The sequence below is a fragment of the Maribacter stanieri genome (assembly GCF_900112245.1).
Taxonomy (GTDB): domain Bacteria; phylum Bacteroidota; class Bacteroidia; order Flavobacteriales; family Flavobacteriaceae; genus Maribacter; species Maribacter stanieri.
In genome coordinates this window covers 233613-250665 of the sequence record NZ_FOYX01000002.1, presented here as the reverse complement: position 1 = coordinate 250665, position 17053 = coordinate 233613, and the positions used below count along the sequence as shown (strand labels likewise).

Annotated in this window: 19 protein-coding genes; 13 read left to right on the top strand and 6 right to left on the bottom strand. The window is 34.0% G+C overall.

Going from position 1 to position 17053, the window contains the following annotated elements; genetic code table 11:
- Window positions 1–42 precede the first annotated feature (42 nt).
- The 3 genes from BM296_RS11540 to BM296_RS11530 are packed head-to-tail and all read right to left on the bottom strand — an operon-like array spanning window position 43 to window position 2203.
- Window positions 43–492 carry a GNAT family N-acetyltransferase gene (locus BM296_RS11540; protein WP_091903179.1) on the bottom strand — a complete coding sequence of 150 codons (450 nt, stop codon included), beginning with the start codon at window positions 490–492 and terminating at the stop codon, window positions 43–45.
- Between the two features lie 15 nt (window positions 493–507).
- Window positions 508–1416, bottom strand: coding sequence for a bifunctional metallophosphatase/5'-nucleotidase (locus tag BM296_RS11535; protein ID WP_091903178.1), 909 nt, complete (start codon window positions 1414–1416; stop codon window positions 508–510).
- A 1-nt stretch (window position 1417) separates the two neighbouring features.
- Window positions 1418–2203, bottom strand: coding sequence for a 5'-nucleotidase C-terminal domain-containing protein (locus tag BM296_RS11530; RefSeq protein ID WP_091903177.1), 786 nt, complete (start codon window positions 2201–2203; stop codon window positions 1418–1420).
- Between the two features lie 45 nt (window positions 2204–2248).
- Between BM296_RS11530 and BM296_RS11525 the strand changes: the two genes are divergently transcribed.
- The 13 genes from BM296_RS11525 (at window position 2249) to BM296_RS11465 (ending at window position 14748) form a co-directional block, all read left to right on the top strand.
- Window positions 2249–2782: a DUF6913 domain-containing protein gene (locus BM296_RS11525; RefSeq protein WP_027067256.1), complete on the top strand. Its 534-nt coding sequence runs from the start codon at window positions 2249–2251 to the stop codon at window positions 2780–2782.
- 2 nt (window positions 2783–2784) lie between these two features.
- Window positions 2785–3675 carry a 4-hydroxy-tetrahydrodipicolinate synthase gene (gene dapA / locus BM296_RS11520; protein WP_027067255.1) on the top strand — a complete coding sequence of 297 codons (891 nt, stop codon included), beginning with the start codon at window positions 2785–2787 and terminating at the stop codon, window positions 3673–3675.
- Window positions 3676–3794: 119 nt separating this feature from the next.
- Entirely contained in the window at window positions 3795–4622 is an 828-nt protein-coding gene (locus BM296_RS11515; RefSeq protein WP_027067254.1) for an outer membrane protein assembly factor BamD, read from the top strand.
- A 17-nt stretch (window positions 4623–4639) separates the two neighbouring features.
- Window positions 4640–4966, top strand: coding sequence for a DNA-directed RNA polymerase subunit omega (locus BM296_RS11510; RefSeq protein ID WP_027067253.1), 327 nt, complete (start codon window positions 4640–4642; stop codon window positions 4964–4966).
- Between the two features lie 5 nt (window positions 4967–4971).
- A complete protein-coding gene (gene coaBC / locus BM296_RS11505; RefSeq protein WP_091903176.1) occupies window positions 4972–6177 on the top strand; it encodes a bifunctional phosphopantothenoylcysteine decarboxylase/phosphopantothenate--cysteine ligase CoaBC in 1206 nt (401 codons plus the stop codon).
- Window positions 6170–7063 (top strand): type IX secretion system protein PorD, encoded by an 894-nt coding sequence (gene porD / locus BM296_RS11500; RefSeq protein WP_091903783.1) that lies wholly within the window; start codon window positions 6170–6172, stop codon window positions 7061–7063. The genes coaBC and porD overlap by 8 nt, the downstream gene beginning before the upstream one ends.
- A 55-nt stretch (window positions 7064–7118) precedes the next feature.
- Window positions 7119–8786 (top strand): DNA repair protein RecN, encoded by a 1668-nt coding sequence (recN, locus tag BM296_RS11495; protein ID WP_091903175.1) that lies wholly within the window; start codon window positions 7119–7121, stop codon window positions 8784–8786.
- Window positions 8787–8947: 161 nt separating this feature from the next.
- A complete protein-coding gene (locus tag BM296_RS11490; RefSeq protein WP_091903174.1) occupies window positions 8948–9754 on the top strand; it encodes an enoyl-ACP reductase FabI in 807 nt (268 codons plus the stop codon).
- A gap of 53 nt (window positions 9755–9807) precedes the next feature.
- Entirely contained in the window at window positions 9808–10815 is a 1008-nt protein-coding gene (locus tag BM296_RS11485) for a glycosyltransferase family 2 protein (protein ID WP_091903173.1), read from the top strand.
- Window positions 10815–11780 (top strand): CdaR family protein, encoded by a 966-nt coding sequence (locus BM296_RS11480; protein WP_091903172.1) that lies wholly within the window; start codon window positions 10815–10817, stop codon window positions 11778–11780. The genes BM296_RS11485 and BM296_RS11480 overlap by 1 nt, the downstream gene beginning before the upstream one ends.
- Window positions 11777–12361 carry a dephospho-CoA kinase gene (gene coaE / locus BM296_RS11475; RefSeq protein WP_091903171.1) on the top strand — a complete coding sequence of 195 codons (585 nt, stop codon included), beginning with the start codon at window positions 11777–11779 and terminating at the stop codon, window positions 12359–12361. Before BM296_RS11480 ends, coaE begins: the two co-directional genes overlap by 4 nt.
- 83 nt (window positions 12362–12444) lie before the next feature.
- On the top strand, window positions 12445–14028 hold the full coding sequence (locus BM296_RS11470) for a sensor histidine kinase (RefSeq protein WP_091903170.1): 1584 nt from the start codon (window positions 12445–12447) through the stop codon (window positions 14026–14028).
- A gap of 6 nt (window positions 14029–14034) precedes the next feature.
- Window positions 14035–14748, top strand: a complete 714-nt coding sequence (locus BM296_RS11465; RefSeq protein WP_027067244.1) for a response regulator transcription factor — start codon at window positions 14035–14037, stop codon at window positions 14746–14748.
- 53 nt (window positions 14749–14801) lie between these two features.
- Here BM296_RS11465 and BM296_RS11460 read toward each other — a convergent pair whose 3' ends face one another.
- From BM296_RS11460 to BM296_RS11450, 3 genes are read right to left on the bottom strand one after another with little or no spacing between them, the layout of a single operon-like run.
- Window positions 14802–15290, bottom strand: a complete 489-nt coding sequence (locus tag BM296_RS11460) for a gluconokinase (protein WP_245787010.1) — start codon at window positions 15288–15290, stop codon at window positions 14802–14804.
- Window positions 15283–16203, bottom strand: a complete 921-nt coding sequence (gene miaA / locus BM296_RS11455) for a tRNA (adenosine(37)-N6)-dimethylallyltransferase MiaA (protein WP_091903169.1) — start codon at window positions 16201–16203, stop codon at window positions 15283–15285. Before miaA ends, BM296_RS11460 begins: the two co-directional genes overlap by 8 nt.
- Window positions 16196–17053, bottom strand: coding sequence for an ion transporter (locus BM296_RS11450; protein ID WP_027067241.1), 858 nt, complete (start codon window positions 17051–17053; stop codon window positions 16196–16198). The genes miaA and BM296_RS11450 overlap by 8 nt, the downstream gene beginning before the upstream one ends.

Sequence of the window (17053 nt, the reverse complement as noted above, 5' to 3'; positions counted from 1 at the left end):
AGTTTTAATTTTAACCTTTCTACGGAATCATAACTCTTAAAATCATAACACCTTTTTAAAGCAAACACTATTCTCCATATTCTCATAAGGTGGGTAGTTGTCGGTAACGATGTAATTATTCTTTTTATAGAGTGCGATTGCTTCAGGCTGGCGTAATCCGGTTTCTAAGACAGAGTAGGTGTAATTCAATTCTTTTGCCCATTTTTCTAGTACCAATAATACTTTTGAGGCAATTCCTTTTCCGCGATAATCTGGTTGAACATACATACGTTTAATCTCAACCGAGTCCTCGTTAAATCTTTTAAAAGCTCCGCAGGCAACAGGGGTTTCGTCAGAATAAAAGACAACACAATTTTTTAACTCAACAATGCCATTAAATTGCGCATAAAAAGCATTATCATCACCGTCTCGCAATGCTAAATCTGCATCAAGAAGTTTTACTAATTCCTGAAAATTTTGATTATCACTAGAACAACGTTTGTAGTAAAGCATATTGAGGTCTAATTTTTAGACTTTAATTGTATATCCGTTAACCTTGGTGTTTTTATTATCAAAGTAGAAATCTATACGCCCCAAGTTTACTCCAAAACATCCTACTTGATTAACAAGAATTTCGCGCTCTGCAGCGTTGGTAACTACGCTAGGTTTATCTAAAAAAGTATGCGTGTGACCACCAATAATTAAATCTGTGTATTTGGTTCTTTTGGCTAGTTTTAAATCATCTGGCTTTTGTACGCTGTTATATTCATACCCTAGGTGGGAAAGACAAATAACCAAATCGCATTTTTCTTCTTCCTTGAGTTTGGTTTCCATATCCGTTGCCAATTCATACGGGTCAAGAAATACGGTTTCTTTATAGAGTTGTTTTGTAACCAAACCAGCTAATTGAATTCCTAATCCGTAAACACCAACTTTAATTCCGTCTTTCTCATAAATTTTATACGGCTCTGTAAGTCCGTCTAAAACCGTATTTGTAAAGTCGTAGTTAGCACTTATAAAATTAAATTTAGCATTGGGCATTTGCGCCAAGAGTCCGTCAATACCATTGTCAAAATCATGATTACCAATAGTAGTGGCGTCATAATTAAGCATGCTCATGAGTTTAAATTCTAGCTCACCACCATAGAAGTTGAAGTAGGGGGTACCTTGAAAAATATCGCCGGCATCAAAAAGAAATGTATGTGGGTTTTCTTTTCGGATACTATCTACCAAACCAGCTCTAAGAGCCAAACCTCCTATGCCTGGAAAATCTGCGTGGTCGTTAGGGAAAGCATCTACATGACTGTGTACGTCATTAGTATGTAAAATGGTAATATGTTTTTTTGTAGTTACGTTGCATGAATTTAGACTTAAACCCCCAAGGGTTAATAGACTAGAGGATGCAGCAGTATTTTTTATAAATTTTCTTCGTTCCATTTTACTGTAATTGATAATATCTTAAATCTACTTTTGGTGCTATGGTGTCCACTTTAGAAAAGAAATCTATCATGGCGTTACGTATTTTATAATCTGTTTCTGTTTTAGATAGTGCATCTTTAAAAAAAGTCATATTATCGCCACCGGTAACCAAATAATCTGATGTAGCCACAAAATAGGATTTGTCTTTATCTATGGCCTTGCCGCCTACTGTAAATGTTTTAACAGTATTGTTTTTGTTCAATACTAGTTGAATACCAGCAACTGGGTGTGCTCTTTTTGATTGTATTAAATAGTCAACCATTTTTAATAATGCTTCCCCTTTAAGTTCTACCACCACCACCGAGTTTTCAAAAGGCATTACCTCATAAGCGGTTCTTGAAGTAACATTGCCTTTAGATATGACTGATCTAATACCACCATGATTTAATAAAACCATGTCAATATTTTCACCAGTTCGGCTTTTAAATACAGGGTTAGCTTCACTTAACACAATATCTGCCATTAAATTACCTGCCGTTGTATTGAATTTACCATCCGTTTTAGTAATAGTATATGGGGCATATGCCAATGTGCTATCTAAAATGGTTTCTACATGTTCATGGTAGGGTAAAATAAATTTCTGAATACTATCTACTGATGTATAATTACTATCAATAGCTATCTGCTTGCCAGTCAATTCAATAAGGTGCTCAGGGGTATTTTTGCATGATGCAAATCCAACCAATGTTATAAATATAACATAATGTTGTATTTTTAAAATATCAAAGTGTTTTAACTTCGCCATAGAGTTGCAGGGATATTATTTACATTTGTCTAAATGTAAAAATACATGTTTTTAAAAGGAATTAAGGACAAGTTTAAGCGGAAATCTGGCCGTAAAATATTAAAACAGTTGGTGGCAACACCAGTTGCTGTAGCACGTGAGAGTAAAGGTATACGTTCTGTAGGTTGTATTGTTGATTTAGATAAATTTGAGAAATCAGAAGTGTTTTTTCAGTTTCAAGAAGAGTTATCGCTGCATCCTAACGCAGTTAAAATTATTGGTTATAAGCGTTTTTACGATAAAAACTCGCCTTATGCCACTCCAGTTTTTTCAGATAAGGATTTAGGATGGAACGGTGAAATTGAAAATAGCTATGCCCATGAGTTTTTGGGTAGGGAATATGACCTTTTAGTAAATTATTATGACGAAGACAGTCTATTATTGAATTTGATGTCAATGAAGACCAAGGCGCGTTTAAAAGTTGGTTTTCAAAAAGTTGGTCCAACTTACAATGATTTAATGTTAGATACGCCCTTAAAGGACTTTCAAATATTTAAAAAAGAATTGAAAAAGTACTTGGGCATTTTTAAAGAGATTTAATTATGAAAGAATTAAGGGGTGCAGGTGTAGCGTTAATTACGCCTTTTACAGAAGATGGTCATGTAGATGTTGAGGCACTTAAAAAAGTTGTAGCCTTTAACATTGAAAGCCATATAGATTATTTGGTGGTGTTGGGCACTACAGCAGAATCTGTAACCTTGTCCAAAGCAGAAAAACAATTGGTAATGCGAACGGTTGAAGAAGCCAATGCAGGTGTATTACCTTTAGTAATCGGTATAGGTGGTAATAACACTATGGCTTTAGTAGAGGAATTACAATCGGCAGATTTATCTGCTTATGATGCAATATTATCTGTTTCTCCATATTATAATAGACCAACACAAGAAGGTATTTATCAACATTTTGCAGCATTGGCGCAAGTATCGCCTTTACCTATAATAGTTTATAACGTACCAGGGCGTACGGGAAGTAATATGCTACCGGAAACTGTGGTTCGTTTAGCCAAGAAATTCGAAAACATTGTAGCTGTTAAAGAAGCCTGTGGTGATATGACACAAGTACAAGAGTTGATATCTAAAAGACCAGCAGGATTCTTAGTTCTTTCTGGTGATGATATTACTGCTTTACCCACCATAGTAGCAGGTGGAGATGGTGTTATTTCTGTAATAGGACAGGGGTTGCCAGAAGAGTTTTCTAAAATGGTACATGAAGGTTTAGATGGTAATACCGAATTGGCTTATAGTTATCATTACAAGATGCAAGAAGGCATGAAGTTGATTTTCGAAGAAGGAAACCCAGCTGGTATCAAAGTTATATTTGAATATTTAGGTCTTGCCAAACCTTTTGTAAGATTACCTTTAATAACAGCTAGCGATGCCTTAAAGCATAGAATTGTTTCATTTATGGAAACTATGATACGCATACCTGCATAAATATTCGTTAAATCTTCTTTAGGTAGTACATTCTTGTGGTATAAAGCCTGTATTTTTATTGGTTTAAAATGTTTTTTAAATCCATTGATAATCACTAATTTTGCAAAATGTTTTTTAAAATGAGGAGAGTTTTACCAATACTATTGATTGCCATTGCTTTACAATCTTGTAGTGAGTACCAAAAAGTACTTAAGCATGATGATGTAAAAGCTAAATATGATATGGCTGAAACTTTCTACGAAGAAGGTGATTTTAGAAGAGCGAATAGATTGCTTGAGCAAATTGCACCTAAATATGTAGGTAAGCCTCAAGGAGAGCGTGTTATGTTTTTCTTGTCCAACAGCTATTTTCAACGCGGCGATTATAATATGGCCGGTTACCAATTTGAACGTTTTGTAAAATCATATCCTAAAAGTGATAAAGCTGTTGAAGCAAATTTTTTAGGAGCTAAGAGTTATTACAAATTATCTCCGGAGTATTCCTTAGATCAAACTGATACGGATAAGGCATTGTTGAAATTACAGAATTTCATCAATACCTATGCTGAATCTGAATATTTTGCAGAAGCAAATGCTATGGCTCAAGAGCTAACTACTAAAAAAGAAGAAAAAGCGTTTGAGATATTAAAGCAATACAACAAATTGGGTGAGTTCAATTATGATATGCTTAAATCTGCGGTAGCTGCAAGTGATAATTTTGTTTCAGATAATCCTGGATCACCATTTAGAGAAGAAGCTATGTTCATTAAAGTTGAAGCTTTGACACATATGGCTGTAAATAGTTTTGAGCAATTAAAGGAAGAGCGTTTAAAAAATGCTAAAGCTGCTCATGTTGCTTTAAAAAAGCAGTTTCCTGAAACTAAGTTTGATAAGGAGGCTACTAACTTAATTGAGAAAATTGACAAAGAATTACAACGTATGCAAGCGCAAAACGTTGAATCAAAATAAATAATTTAATTATGAATATGAACGATTTAAAAAACTCTAAAGCATCGGTATCTACGGTAACTATTGACCGTAATGAGTTTGACGCACCTACTGAGAATATTTATGAGGCTATTTCAATTGCTGCAAAGCGTGCTGTTCAGATCAACTCTGAGATAAAGAAAGAGCTTTTAGAAAAATTAGAAGAGTTTGCTACTTATAGCGATAGTTTAGAAGAAGTTTTTGAAAATAAAGAACAGATAGAGGTTTCTAAGTTTTACGAAAAATTACCTAAGCCACACGCAATGGCAGTAGAAGAATGGTTGATGGATAAAATCTACCATAGAAACACAGAAAAAGACGCTTAAGACATATGTTGAACGGCAAAAATGTTCTTTTAGGGATTACCGGGGGAATTGCTGCTTATAAAACAACATTCTTAGTTCGTTTATTTATAAAAGCTGGCGCTAACGTTAAGATTATACTTACCGATAGTGCCAGCTCTTTTGTTTCTCCACTTACATTGTCCACCTTAGCGAAAAATCCTGTGGTACTCGATTTTGTCAAGACAGAGGATAATACGGTAGATTGGAACAATCATGTAGAAATGGGGCTTTGGGCTGATTTGATGGTAATTGCGCCGGCTACGGCAAATACCATGTCTAAAATGACAACAGGTAACTGTGATAATATTTTAATGGCAACTTATCTGTCTGCTAAATGTCCTGTATTTGTTGCTCCGGCAATGGATTTGGATATGTATAAGCATCCAAGTACCAAAAGCTCTCTAGAGGCGCTTGCTTCGTTTGGAAACTTTATTATACCTGCGACTAATGGTGAACTGGCCAGTGGTTTGGTTGGTGAAGGGAGAATGGCTGAGCCAGAAGATATTGTTGAGTTCATAAAAAAACAATTGTCGGTAGGTTTACCACTCTCCGGAAAGAAAGTACTGATAACGGCAGGACCAACCTATGAAGCAATTGATCCAGTTCGTTTTATTGGAAATCACTCTTCTGGTCTAATGGGTTTTGAGCTTGCAAATACTGCTGCTAGTTTAGGTGCTGAAGTTTACTTGGTAACGGGGCCTACCCATTTATCTGTTACTCACGATAATATACATGTAGTACATGTTGTGTCGGCAGACGATATGTACCATAGTGCTCAAATGTATTATGATACTTCTGACATTGTTATTTGTGCCGCAGCGGTAGCGGATTACAGACCAAAAACAATAGCTGAGCAAAAAATCAAAAAATCTGAAGAAAATTTTACGATTGAGTTAGTAAAGAATAAAGATATTTTGAAAACTTTCGGAGATAACAAAAAGCAACAATTTTTAGTTGGTTTTGCCTTAGAGACCGAAAATGAAGTAGAAAACGCAAAGGGTAAGCTAAAGCGTAAAAATTTAGATGCCATTGTTTTGAATTCTATGCGAGACAAAGGCGCAGGATTTGGTGGTGCTACCAATAAAATTTCATTTATAGATACCAATTCTAACATAACTACGTTTGAACTAAAGACCAAGGCGGAAGTTGCCGTGGATATCTTCAATGAAATTATTAAAAGACGGTATGCGTAAGGCTATTTTTCTATTACTATTTACCTTTATTTGTTTTGCTTCAATTGCTCAAGAATTAACTTGTACAATTACTGTCAATTCAGATCAGTTATCACAAGGAGAACTTCAGGTCTTTAAGACCTTAGAACGATCTTTAAATGATTTTGTAAACAAGACAAAATGGACTAATCGTGTATATAAAGAGAATGAAAGGGTAAATGCCCAAATGTTCATCACCATTACATCGTATGAATCCAATATGTTCAGTGGTAATATTCAAATACAATCTTCTAGACCAGTTTATAATACTTCTTATTCATCTCCGGTCTTTAATTATAAGGATAATGCATTCAACTTTCAATACATCGAATTTCAACCATTAATTTTTAATGAAAATCAGTTCGAGTCTAATTTGGTGAGCGTTATGGCTTACTATGTATATGTAATATTAGGCTTAGATGCTGATACTTTTTCTTTAGAAGGCGGAACAGAGTTTTATAGAAAGGCCCAAAATATTGTAACCCAGGCTCAGGGTAGTAATTCTGCAGGGTGGAGTCAATCGGCAGATTCTAATAGAAGTAGGTTTGAATTGGTAGATAACCTTTTGTCAAATACCTATAGAGAATACCGTATTGCAATGTATAACTACCATAGAAAAGGTCTGGATATTCTTCCAGATAATAATAGCACGGGTAAACAGGTGATAGCTGGTACCATGAATTTATTTCAGACTATGATCAATAGAAGGCCAAATGCTTTTCTTATTTCCACTTTTTTTGATGCGAAATCTGAAGAGATTAAGAATATTTTTTCTGACGGACCAAAAGTGGATATTGTGAAACTGAAGGAAACCTTGAATAAAATTGCTCCTCTTTACGCTACAACTTGGAACGATATTAAATATTGAACCATTTTACAGCATTGAATTATAGATTACCTTTGTGAATCTAAAATTCTAACGCGTGCTTTCAACCCTTTCCATTTCTAATTACGCATTAATTGACAGTCTAGAAGTAGACTTCGATAAAGGTTTTACTGTTATTACAGGTGAAACAGGTGCAGGTAAATCTATTTTACTCGGTGGCTTATCTCTAGTATTGGGTAAACGTGCAGACTTAACATCGTTGCGGGTTAAGGACCAGAAATGTATTATAGAAGGAACTTTTAAGTTAGATACATATGGTCTCCAAAATTTCTTTGAGGAAAATGATCTAGATTATGATGTAAGTACGGTCATTAGGCGCGAAATATTACCAAGTGGTAAATCCAGAGCTTTTGTAAATGATACACCTGTTACTTTAGGGGTTTTATCTAGTTTAGGAGAGAACCTTATTGATATCCATTCTCAGCATCAGACCATGCAACTTACAGAGAACGACTTTCAATTGAAATTGGTTGATGCATTGGCAAATAATCAAAAACGATTATCGGAATATAGGAAAGGTTTAAAAACGTATCGCAAAGCAGAAAAAGAGCTGCAAAATCTAGTTGATGTTCAGGTTACCGCAAATAAGGAGCAAGATTATAATTCTTTTCTTTTAGAAGAGCTGGAAAAAGCACCTTTAAAGTTAGGGGTTATTGAAGAGTTAGAAGAGGAATATGAGCAACTGAACAATGTTGAGTTGATTATGGAGCAATTGTCAAAAGGAGACCAATTGTTCAATGATGAGCAAATTGGTGTTTTACCTTTAGTAACAGAAATGCGTCAATCACTTTCTAAGTTGGTTGATTTTGGAACCAATTACAAGGATCTTTATGAACGTGTAAAATCTGTGTTGATAGAGTTGGATGATGTTAGTTCTGAATTACAACGTTTGCAAGAAGGAGTAGAGGCAAATCCTGATCAATTAGAGCAAGTAAATAATAAACTTCAATTACTTTATAATCTTTTAAAGAAGCATAATGCTGGTGACGTTTCAGAATTAATCAGCATTAAAAATGAGCTTGCCGATAAAGTATTTGAAACAGCTAATCTAGATCAGAAAATAGCCTCAAAAACAAAGGAGATTCAAGAAATAGAATCTGCTTTAGAGGTACAGGCTATCGTACTACGTGAAAAAAGAAATGCTGTTACACCTAAATTAAAGAAAAAGTTGGAATCTGATTTGGGCTTGCTAGGTATGCCAAGTGCTTCTTTTGAAATAGAACTAAGTGCTTCGGAATCGTTTACTTCGACAGGGAAAGATGAGTTATCTTTTCTTTTTACAGCTAACAGAGGTGGCAGTTATGGTGAATTAAAAAAGGTTGCATCTGGTGGAGAATTGTCTAGAATAATGTTGGTAATAAAGGCAATACTTGCTAAATATGAAAAATTACCGACCATCATGTTCGATGAAATAGATACAGGTGTATCTGGAGAGATATCAAACAGAATGGCTGATATCATGAAAGATATGAGTGGAGATTTACAAGTGTTTTCTATAACACACTTACCACAAGTGGCATCAAAAGGAAATCATCATTTTAAAGTATATAAAACCGAAGGTAAAGAGCGTACCATGACAAATATGAAGCAATTGACTACAGATGAAAGAGTAGTGGAGCTTGCCCATATGCTTAGTGGTAAAGATTTATCTGATTCTGCTTTAGCACATGCTAAACAACTTTTGAATTCTACACAGGAGGTGTAAACTTTTTGAGATGAGTTTTTTAAATTTTGCGATTTAAATGTGAGTTATACATATGCAACGGGTCAAGCGTTATATTTAGCTTTTTTCCGTATTACATCAATTCGGTTTTAACATATTTTAGATATCTTTGAATATTAAATCAAACTATAGAATCAACTATCATGGGATATAACTTATTAAAAGGTAAAAGGGGAATTATTTTTGGAGCTTTAGATGAAAATTCTATTGCATGGAAAACTGCACAAACTGTGCATGATGAAGGTGGAACTTTTGTTTTGACAAACGCCCCAATTGCCATGAGAATGGGTCAAATAGATGAGTTAGCAAAGAAAACAGGTTCAGAAATTATTCCTGCAGATGCAACAAGTGTAGAAGACTTGGATAATTTGGTTGCTAAGGCAGTTGAAATTTTAGGAGGAAAAATTGATTTTGTATTACATTCTATAGGTATGTCTGTAAACGTACGTAAAGGCCGTGCTTATACTGATGAGAAGTATGATTTTACAGCAAAAGGATGGGATGTTTCTGCGTTGTCTTTTCATAAAGTGTTACAATCACTTTACAAAGCAGATGCAATGAATGAGTGGGGTAGTGTTGTTGCGTTGACCTATATGGCAGCACAAAGAACTTTCCCTGATTATAATGATATGGCAGATAATAAGGCATATTTGGAATCTGTGGCACGTAGCTTTGGTTACTTCTTTGGTAAAGAAAAGAAAGTTCGTATAAATACAATTTCTCAATCTCCAACCGCAACTACAGCAGGACAAGGGGTAAAAGGATTTGCCGGATTTATCAGCTATGCTGAGAAAATGTCTCCATTAGGTAATGCGACGGCTCAGGACTGTGCTGATTATACTGTTACTTTATTCTCTGACTTAACTAGAAAAGTAACCATGCAGAATTTGTTTCATGATGGTGGTTTCTCAAATACTGGAGTTAGTCAAGAGGTTATAGAGAAATTTTAATTTAGATTTAATTTCCAATTTTATTGGAGCCTATTTATAAAAGGAGAGTAATAATGAACTTATCGTTTTCTTTTATCATTCCCGTATATAATAGACCCAACGAAATTAAGGAACTGTTGGATAGTCTGCGGTTACAAACCTATGACAAGACTTTTGAGGTGGTTATCGTCGAAGACGGTTCTACTATTTCATCGGAAGAGGTCATAGGTGGGTACGTAGATACATTAGCCATTTCCTATTATAAAAAAACCAATTCAGGTCCTGGTGATTCTCGTAATTACGGAATGGGTAAGGCAAAAGGTAATTACTTTATTGTCTTGGATTCTGACTGTATACTTCCACCTCAGTATTTACAAGAAGCGGAGAAAAGCTTAAAAGAAGATTTTGTTCATTGTTATGGTGGTCCTGATGCGGCACATGAGTCGTTTTCTGATGTTCAAAAAGCGATTAATTATGCGATGACCTCATTTTTAACAACAGGTGGAATTCGTGGTGGTAAAAAAGCTGTAGATAAATTTCAGCCTAGAAGCTTTAATATGGGTATTTCCAAAGAAGCTTTTGAAAATGTTGGCGGTTATGGAAATATTCACCCAGGTGAAGATCCAGATTTAACCATCCGTATATGGAATAAAGGATATGGAACCAAGTTGATAACAGAAGCATTCGTATACCATAAAAGACGAATAGACTGGAATAAATTTTATATACAAGTCAATAAATTCGGAATGGTTCGTCCCATATTAAATAAGTGGCATCCAGAAACAAAGAAGATTACTTATTGGTTTCCTACTATATTTTGTGTTGGATTGGTGATTTCTATTTTGTTGGCCGTAATAGGGTTTTCTATTCCGTTATTTTTCTATGCAACGTACTTTTTAATATTGTTTGTAGATGCCTTGTTTAAAACACGCAATTTAAAAGTTGCATTTTTATCGTTATTGGCAACTGCGATACAATTTGTTGGATATGGATACGGTTTTTTAAAGTCAACCCTGTATATTCAATCTTCAAATAAAAAACCAGAGGAAATTTTTCCTAAATTATTTTTTAGAGTGAATTGATGGAACGTTTAATAGAGTGGATACAAACAGGACTAAAAAAAAGAAAGGTGAAAGTCTTTCTAGTGTTCTTATTGTGTGCTTCCCTAGCTTGGTTGATCAATAAATTATCTCAAACGTATACTAGCAATACCACATTTCAGGTTGAATATATAAATATTCCGGAAGAGTTCTTATTGGCGAATACCCCTAAGGAAGAAATTCAAGTGCGCTTACAGGCAGTCGGATTTCAATTTCTAGGGTATGAACTTAAGCCTAAGCAAATACAATTAGATGTTAGTAAAGTCATGCATAAAGATGATAGCTATTATTTGACATCTGATCAAATTAGAATTCAACTTGAAGCTCAGCTGAACAATTATAATACCTTAACAGATTTTGATAGTGATATTATATATTTCGATTTTACATCTTTAGAAACTAAAAAAGTTCCAGTAAAGGCGGTATTAGATTTTACTTTTGCAGCGAACCATATTCTTGAAGGGGAAATAAAAGTAATTCCTGATTCTATTCAAGTATCTGGTCCAAAAAGTCAAATTGATTCTATCCGTAACATAAGAACAGAAGTGATAAAAAGGGATGACTTAAATAACTCTTTTACAGATGAAGTAGCACTTAAGTTACCAAAGCAATTAAAAGGAACTACTTTCTCTAATGACGTTGTTATGGTTTCGGCAAAGATTGTTAAGTTTTCCGAAAGGGTAATTGAGGTGCCGGTTACGGTTATTAATTTACCAGAGAAAATTAAGGTGAGAACTTTTCCGGAAATTATAGAGGTGCGTTGTCAAGGAACTTTAGAGCATTTAAAAGAACTTTCAGCTGATGATTTTGCCGTGGAAGCAGATTATTCAAAAATTTCCAAAGAATCTGGTAATAGTTTAACGGTACAGTTAGCACAATATCCAAAAACTTTGAACAATGCTGTAATTAGTACTAATGAGGTTGAATTTATATTGAGAAGAGAATGAAGATAATTGGTTTAACAGGTGGTATTGGAAGTGGTAAATCTACAGTAGCCAATATGTTTAAAGAGCTTGGTGTGCCTGTTTATAACTCAGATGAAAGAGCGAAGTACCTAATGAATACTTCTCTTGATATTAAAAGTCAATTAATTAAATTATTAGGAGAGGAAGCGTATAAGGGTGATAAGTTAAATCGGTCATTTATAGCAGAAAAGGTTTTTAGTAACACTAATTTATTGGCTAAATTAAATGATATCGTCCATCCTATAGTAAGGAAAGATTTTATTGATTGGACTAAAAAACAAGATTATAGCTATGTAATTCAAGAAACAGCTTTATTATTTGAAAATAAGGCACAAGACTTATACGATAGCATAATTCTGGTAACAGCACCTAAAGAAACGCGTATATTACGAGTCGTTGATAGAGATAAGAGTAGTAGGGAGCAAGTTATTGCCCGAATGAACAATCAATTAGATGATAAAACGAAATTGAATTTGAGCAATTACGTTATCGAAAATATTGATTTAGAAAGAACTAGCTCAAATGTTCTTCAAGTTCACGCTTCTATCTTAACTGATTGCTAGTTCTTTAGCAATTTTAACATTTTTGTTAAGGTTAGGTTAAACGTACTATCCTCTAACTGTTAAATCTTTAATTTTAACCCCCAATGAACAAAAAGTTATTTGTGCTCTTAGTAGTTTTAATGAGCCTTTCACTTATTGGTCTGATTTTCGTTCAAAGTTTCTGGATTAAGAAATCAATTGACAGTGGAGAAGAGCAATTTTCTAGCAGTGTTTCTGAAGCATTGAACAGCGTCACCAATAAGATTACCGAAAGAGAATCTAAAAACTATTTTGACAGGTATTTAAATGCGAAGGATAGTATAGGAGGAGAGCTTAAAGGTACTCAGCTTACTAATTTTTTCTTTATTGATAGGGATATCAATTCCAACGAAATTTTACTGTATGAACACGGTATTTTAGAAGAGGATTATGGTATTTCGTCAACGTTCTTTGATAGTAGTGATGGTGCAGATACCACCATTATTAAAAATTACACCAGTAAACGAACTACATCTATTTTTAGAAAAGATTTTGATTTAGAAGGTAATACACCACGTTTAAATCCAATTCAGAGAATCGAAAAAATTGGAGGTCTTAACAAAATGGAAAAGGCTGCCATGGAAGATATGTTTATGGTTCATGCTAAACGTGTTCCAATTCATAAAAGGGTCTCTAAGCAAGAAATTGAATTATTGTTACAACGCGAGTTGGAAAATAGAGGAGTAGATATTGCATTTGAATATGGTGTTTATAGCAATGGTTTGCCGACAAAAGTAAAGTCGTCTAAATTTAAATATGCAGAGGCAAACGTGTATAGGTCACCAATGTTCGTTGACTTTGAGGGAGTGTCAAATTTCGATTTGTTAATTTCCTTTCCTAAGAAAAAGCGATTCTTGGTGCAGTCTATTCTAGGTTTGGCAATGTTATCATTGTTATTTACAATTATAATTGTAGTAGCATATGCCGGAGCAATTTATCAGTTAATTCGTCAAAAGCAGATTTCTGAAATAAAAACAGATTTCATTAATAATATGACGCATGAATTTAAAACACCAATAGCAACTATAAACTTAGCTGTGGAGGCTATTAGAAACCCAAAAATTATTGGGGATCAAGAAAAAGTGTTGCGATACTTGCAAATGATACGTGATGAGAATAAGAGAATGCATGCGCAAGTAGAAAATGTATTGCGAATATCTAAGTTGGAAAAAAATCAACTGGATATTAGTAAGGATAGGGTGAATGTTCACGACATAATAGAAGACGCTATAACTCATGTTGAGTTAATAGTAGATGATAGAGGAGGATATATACACACGCATTTAAATTCGGAACGCTCAGAGGTTTTAGCAAATGAGATGCATTTTACCAATGTAATTGTGAATATGCTTGATAATGCTATTAAGTATTCGGAAGAAGCACCGAAAATTGATGTGTATACTGAAAGAGCAAAGAATTATATAATTATTAAAGTACAAGATCAAGGTACTGGTATGAGCAAAGGTGTAGTTAAGAAAGTTTTTGAAAAATTCTATCGAGAGCACACAGGAGACATACATAACGTTAAAGGACATGGATTAGGATTGTCTTACGTTAAAAAAATAGTAGAAGATCACCAAGGTGAAGTTTATGCCGAAAGTGAAAAAGGAAAAGGAAGTACATTTTACATCAAACTGCCGTTAATATAAAAAATTATGGAAACAATAAACAAGAAGATACTTTTAGTGGAGGACGATCCAAATTTTGGAATTGTGTTGAAAGATTATTTGTCAATGAATGACTTTGATGTCACTTTGGCGAAAAATGGAATGGAAGGTTTTGAGAAGTTCAAGAAAGATAATTATGATATCTGCATTTTGGACGTAATGATGCCGTATAAAGACGGGTTTACATTGGCGAAGGAAATTCGTGAAAAAAATGAGAACGTGCCAATTGTTTTTTTAACGGCAAAAACAATGAAGGAAGATGTTCTTAAAGGATACAAAGCTGGTGCAGATGATTATTTGAACAAGCCATTTGATTCTGAAGTGTTATTAATGAAGTTAAAAGCAATACTTCAAAGAAAAGCTTCTAATGGATTGGCAGATAGTAAGAAGTTTGAATTTACAATTGGTGGTTTCCACTTAAATTCTAAATTGAGATTTTTAAAATATAAAGACGAAGAATCAATTAAATTATCTCCGAAAGAGAATGAATTATTGAGGTTATTGGCCTTACATGAAAATGATTTAATGCCAAGAGAGTTAGCACTTACTAAAATATGGAGAGATGATAATTACTTTACATCTCGTAGTATGGATGTTTATATAGCTAAATTACGTAAGTATCTTAAAGTTGATGATACTGTAGAAATTTTGAATATACATGGTGAAGGTTTCCGTTTGGTTGTGAAGACTGAAGGAGAATAGAATACTATAATAAAAATTAAAAAAAGCATCCAAAATTGGATGCTTTTTTTGTTTTAGAGTTTTTCTAAAATTTCATTTACGATTTCATCAGGAGATTGGTCTATTGAAACAGAAAGCGCTTCTATAGGGGTTTCAAGAATTTCAAATTGAGATTTTAATAACCCTTTTGGCATGTAATGATTTTTACGCTTATTAAGGCGTGCATCTATAAGCTCAAAACTACCCTCTAAATAGATAAATTGATGTTTGTTCTCTAAATTATGACCAAGGGTAGTTCTATACTTTTGTTTAAGGGCAGAACACACTATTACTGCACCAGTACTTAAATTTTCTATACCAACCTCGTTAAGGCGCTCTAACCAACCTTGACGATCGTCATCGTTCAGAGGGTGACCTTCGCTCATTTTTTTTACATTGGCTTCTGCATGAAAACTGTCTCCATCAAAAAAGGGTATATTAAGTTTATCGGCTAAAAGTTTCCCTATAGTGGATTTTCCACTTCCGGAAACACCCATTACAAATAAGATTTGCTTTTTAAACATTTTTTAAATTTTCAATTTCAACATCTATTATATCCAAGAGGGTCTTAGTTTCATAGTCATAATCGGACCAAAGAGTATCTTCATTTCTTAAAAACCATGTAAGCTGTCTTTTAGCAAACCTTCTCGTATTTTTCTTAATTTCTGATATGGCGAAATCCAAAGTCCATTCTCCATCAAAATATTTAAAAAGTTCTTTGTATCCAACAGTTTGTAAAGCATTATAATCGCGAAAGGAAAGTAAACTTTTAGCTTCTTGTAATAACCCAGTTTCGACCATAACATCTACACGTGCATTAATGCGTTCATAAATTAAAGCACGTTCTGCTCTTAGACCTACGGACAATAGTTTAAAATCTCTTTCTGCCTTAGGTTTGTTTATAAAAGAAGAATATGGCTTACCACTACCTATGGCAACTTCAAGTGCTCGTATTACTCTTTGAGGGTTATAAATATCAACTTTATTAAAATATTCGGGGTCTAGCTGTTTTAATTTATGTTGTAATGGTTTTATGCCACTTTCAGAGAGTTTGGTATTTAGTTCTTCTCTAATTGAAGGGTCTATTGTTGGGAATGTATTTAATCCGTCGGTTACGGCATTTACATATAGTCCGCTTCCGCCAACCATAACAATTACGTCATGTATTTTGAAAAGTTCAGATAGCTTTTGAATAGCTTCACGTTCAAAATCACCGACCGTATAAGTTTCGGTAATACTTTTATGTTGAATGAAATGGTGCTTTGCTTGTGCTTGTTCTTCTAAACTAGGCACAGCGGTACCAATATTCATTTCTTTAAAAAACTGACGTGAGTCTGCAGATATTATTTCTGTATTATACTGTTTGGCTAAATGTATAGCTAGTTTGGTTTTGCCGATAGCCGTAGGGCCTACCACTGAAATTAAAGTTTTATTCATTTAATATTGATCCACAATTATAACAATGGGTAGCGTCATCTCTATGACCTTCTTTACTACATGTTGGGCAGCTTTGTGTGTTTATATGAACATAACTACCGCCATTTTTTAAATTAGAAGTTTCTCTATTCTGCTTCGCAAATTCAGCTGTAACCATACCAGTAGGTACCGCAATTATCCCATAACCCAAAAGCATAATAATAGTAGCTATTGCTTGACCTTGAGGTGTTATAGGTGCAATGTCACCATAACCTACAGTAGTTAGTGTAACTATTGTCCAGTAGATACTAGTAGGTATACTTGTAAAGCCAGCTTCATCTCCTTCTATTAAATACATTAAGGTTCCCATCATTACGGAACAAATAAGTACAGCAAAAAGGAAAACCGTAATTTTTGCCCTACTAGCTTTTAGGGCTCTCTTTAATTGAGAGGCTTCACCTAGAAAACGAGCCAATTTTAATATACGAAAAACACGTAATAACCTAAATGCTCTAACGGCTAAAAGCACCTGTGATCCTGCAAAAATGTAAGATATATAAAGGGGGATTGTTGAAAGGAAATCAATAATACCATAAAAACTAAAAATATACTTACTGGGCTTTCTTATACTAACAATTCGTGCAATGTATTCAATGGTAAAGAAAATAGTAACAATCCATTCAAGAATAAAAAGAATCTCATGATACTCTGCATCAATAGCTTTTACACTTTCAAGCATGATAAGGATAACACTAAAAATAATGATAACAAAAAGTATAATATCAAACAATTTACCCATAGGGGTATCTGCTTCATAAATAATCTCATGAACCTTTTTCTTCCAGGATGATAGTTTTTCGTCCTCTTTCAA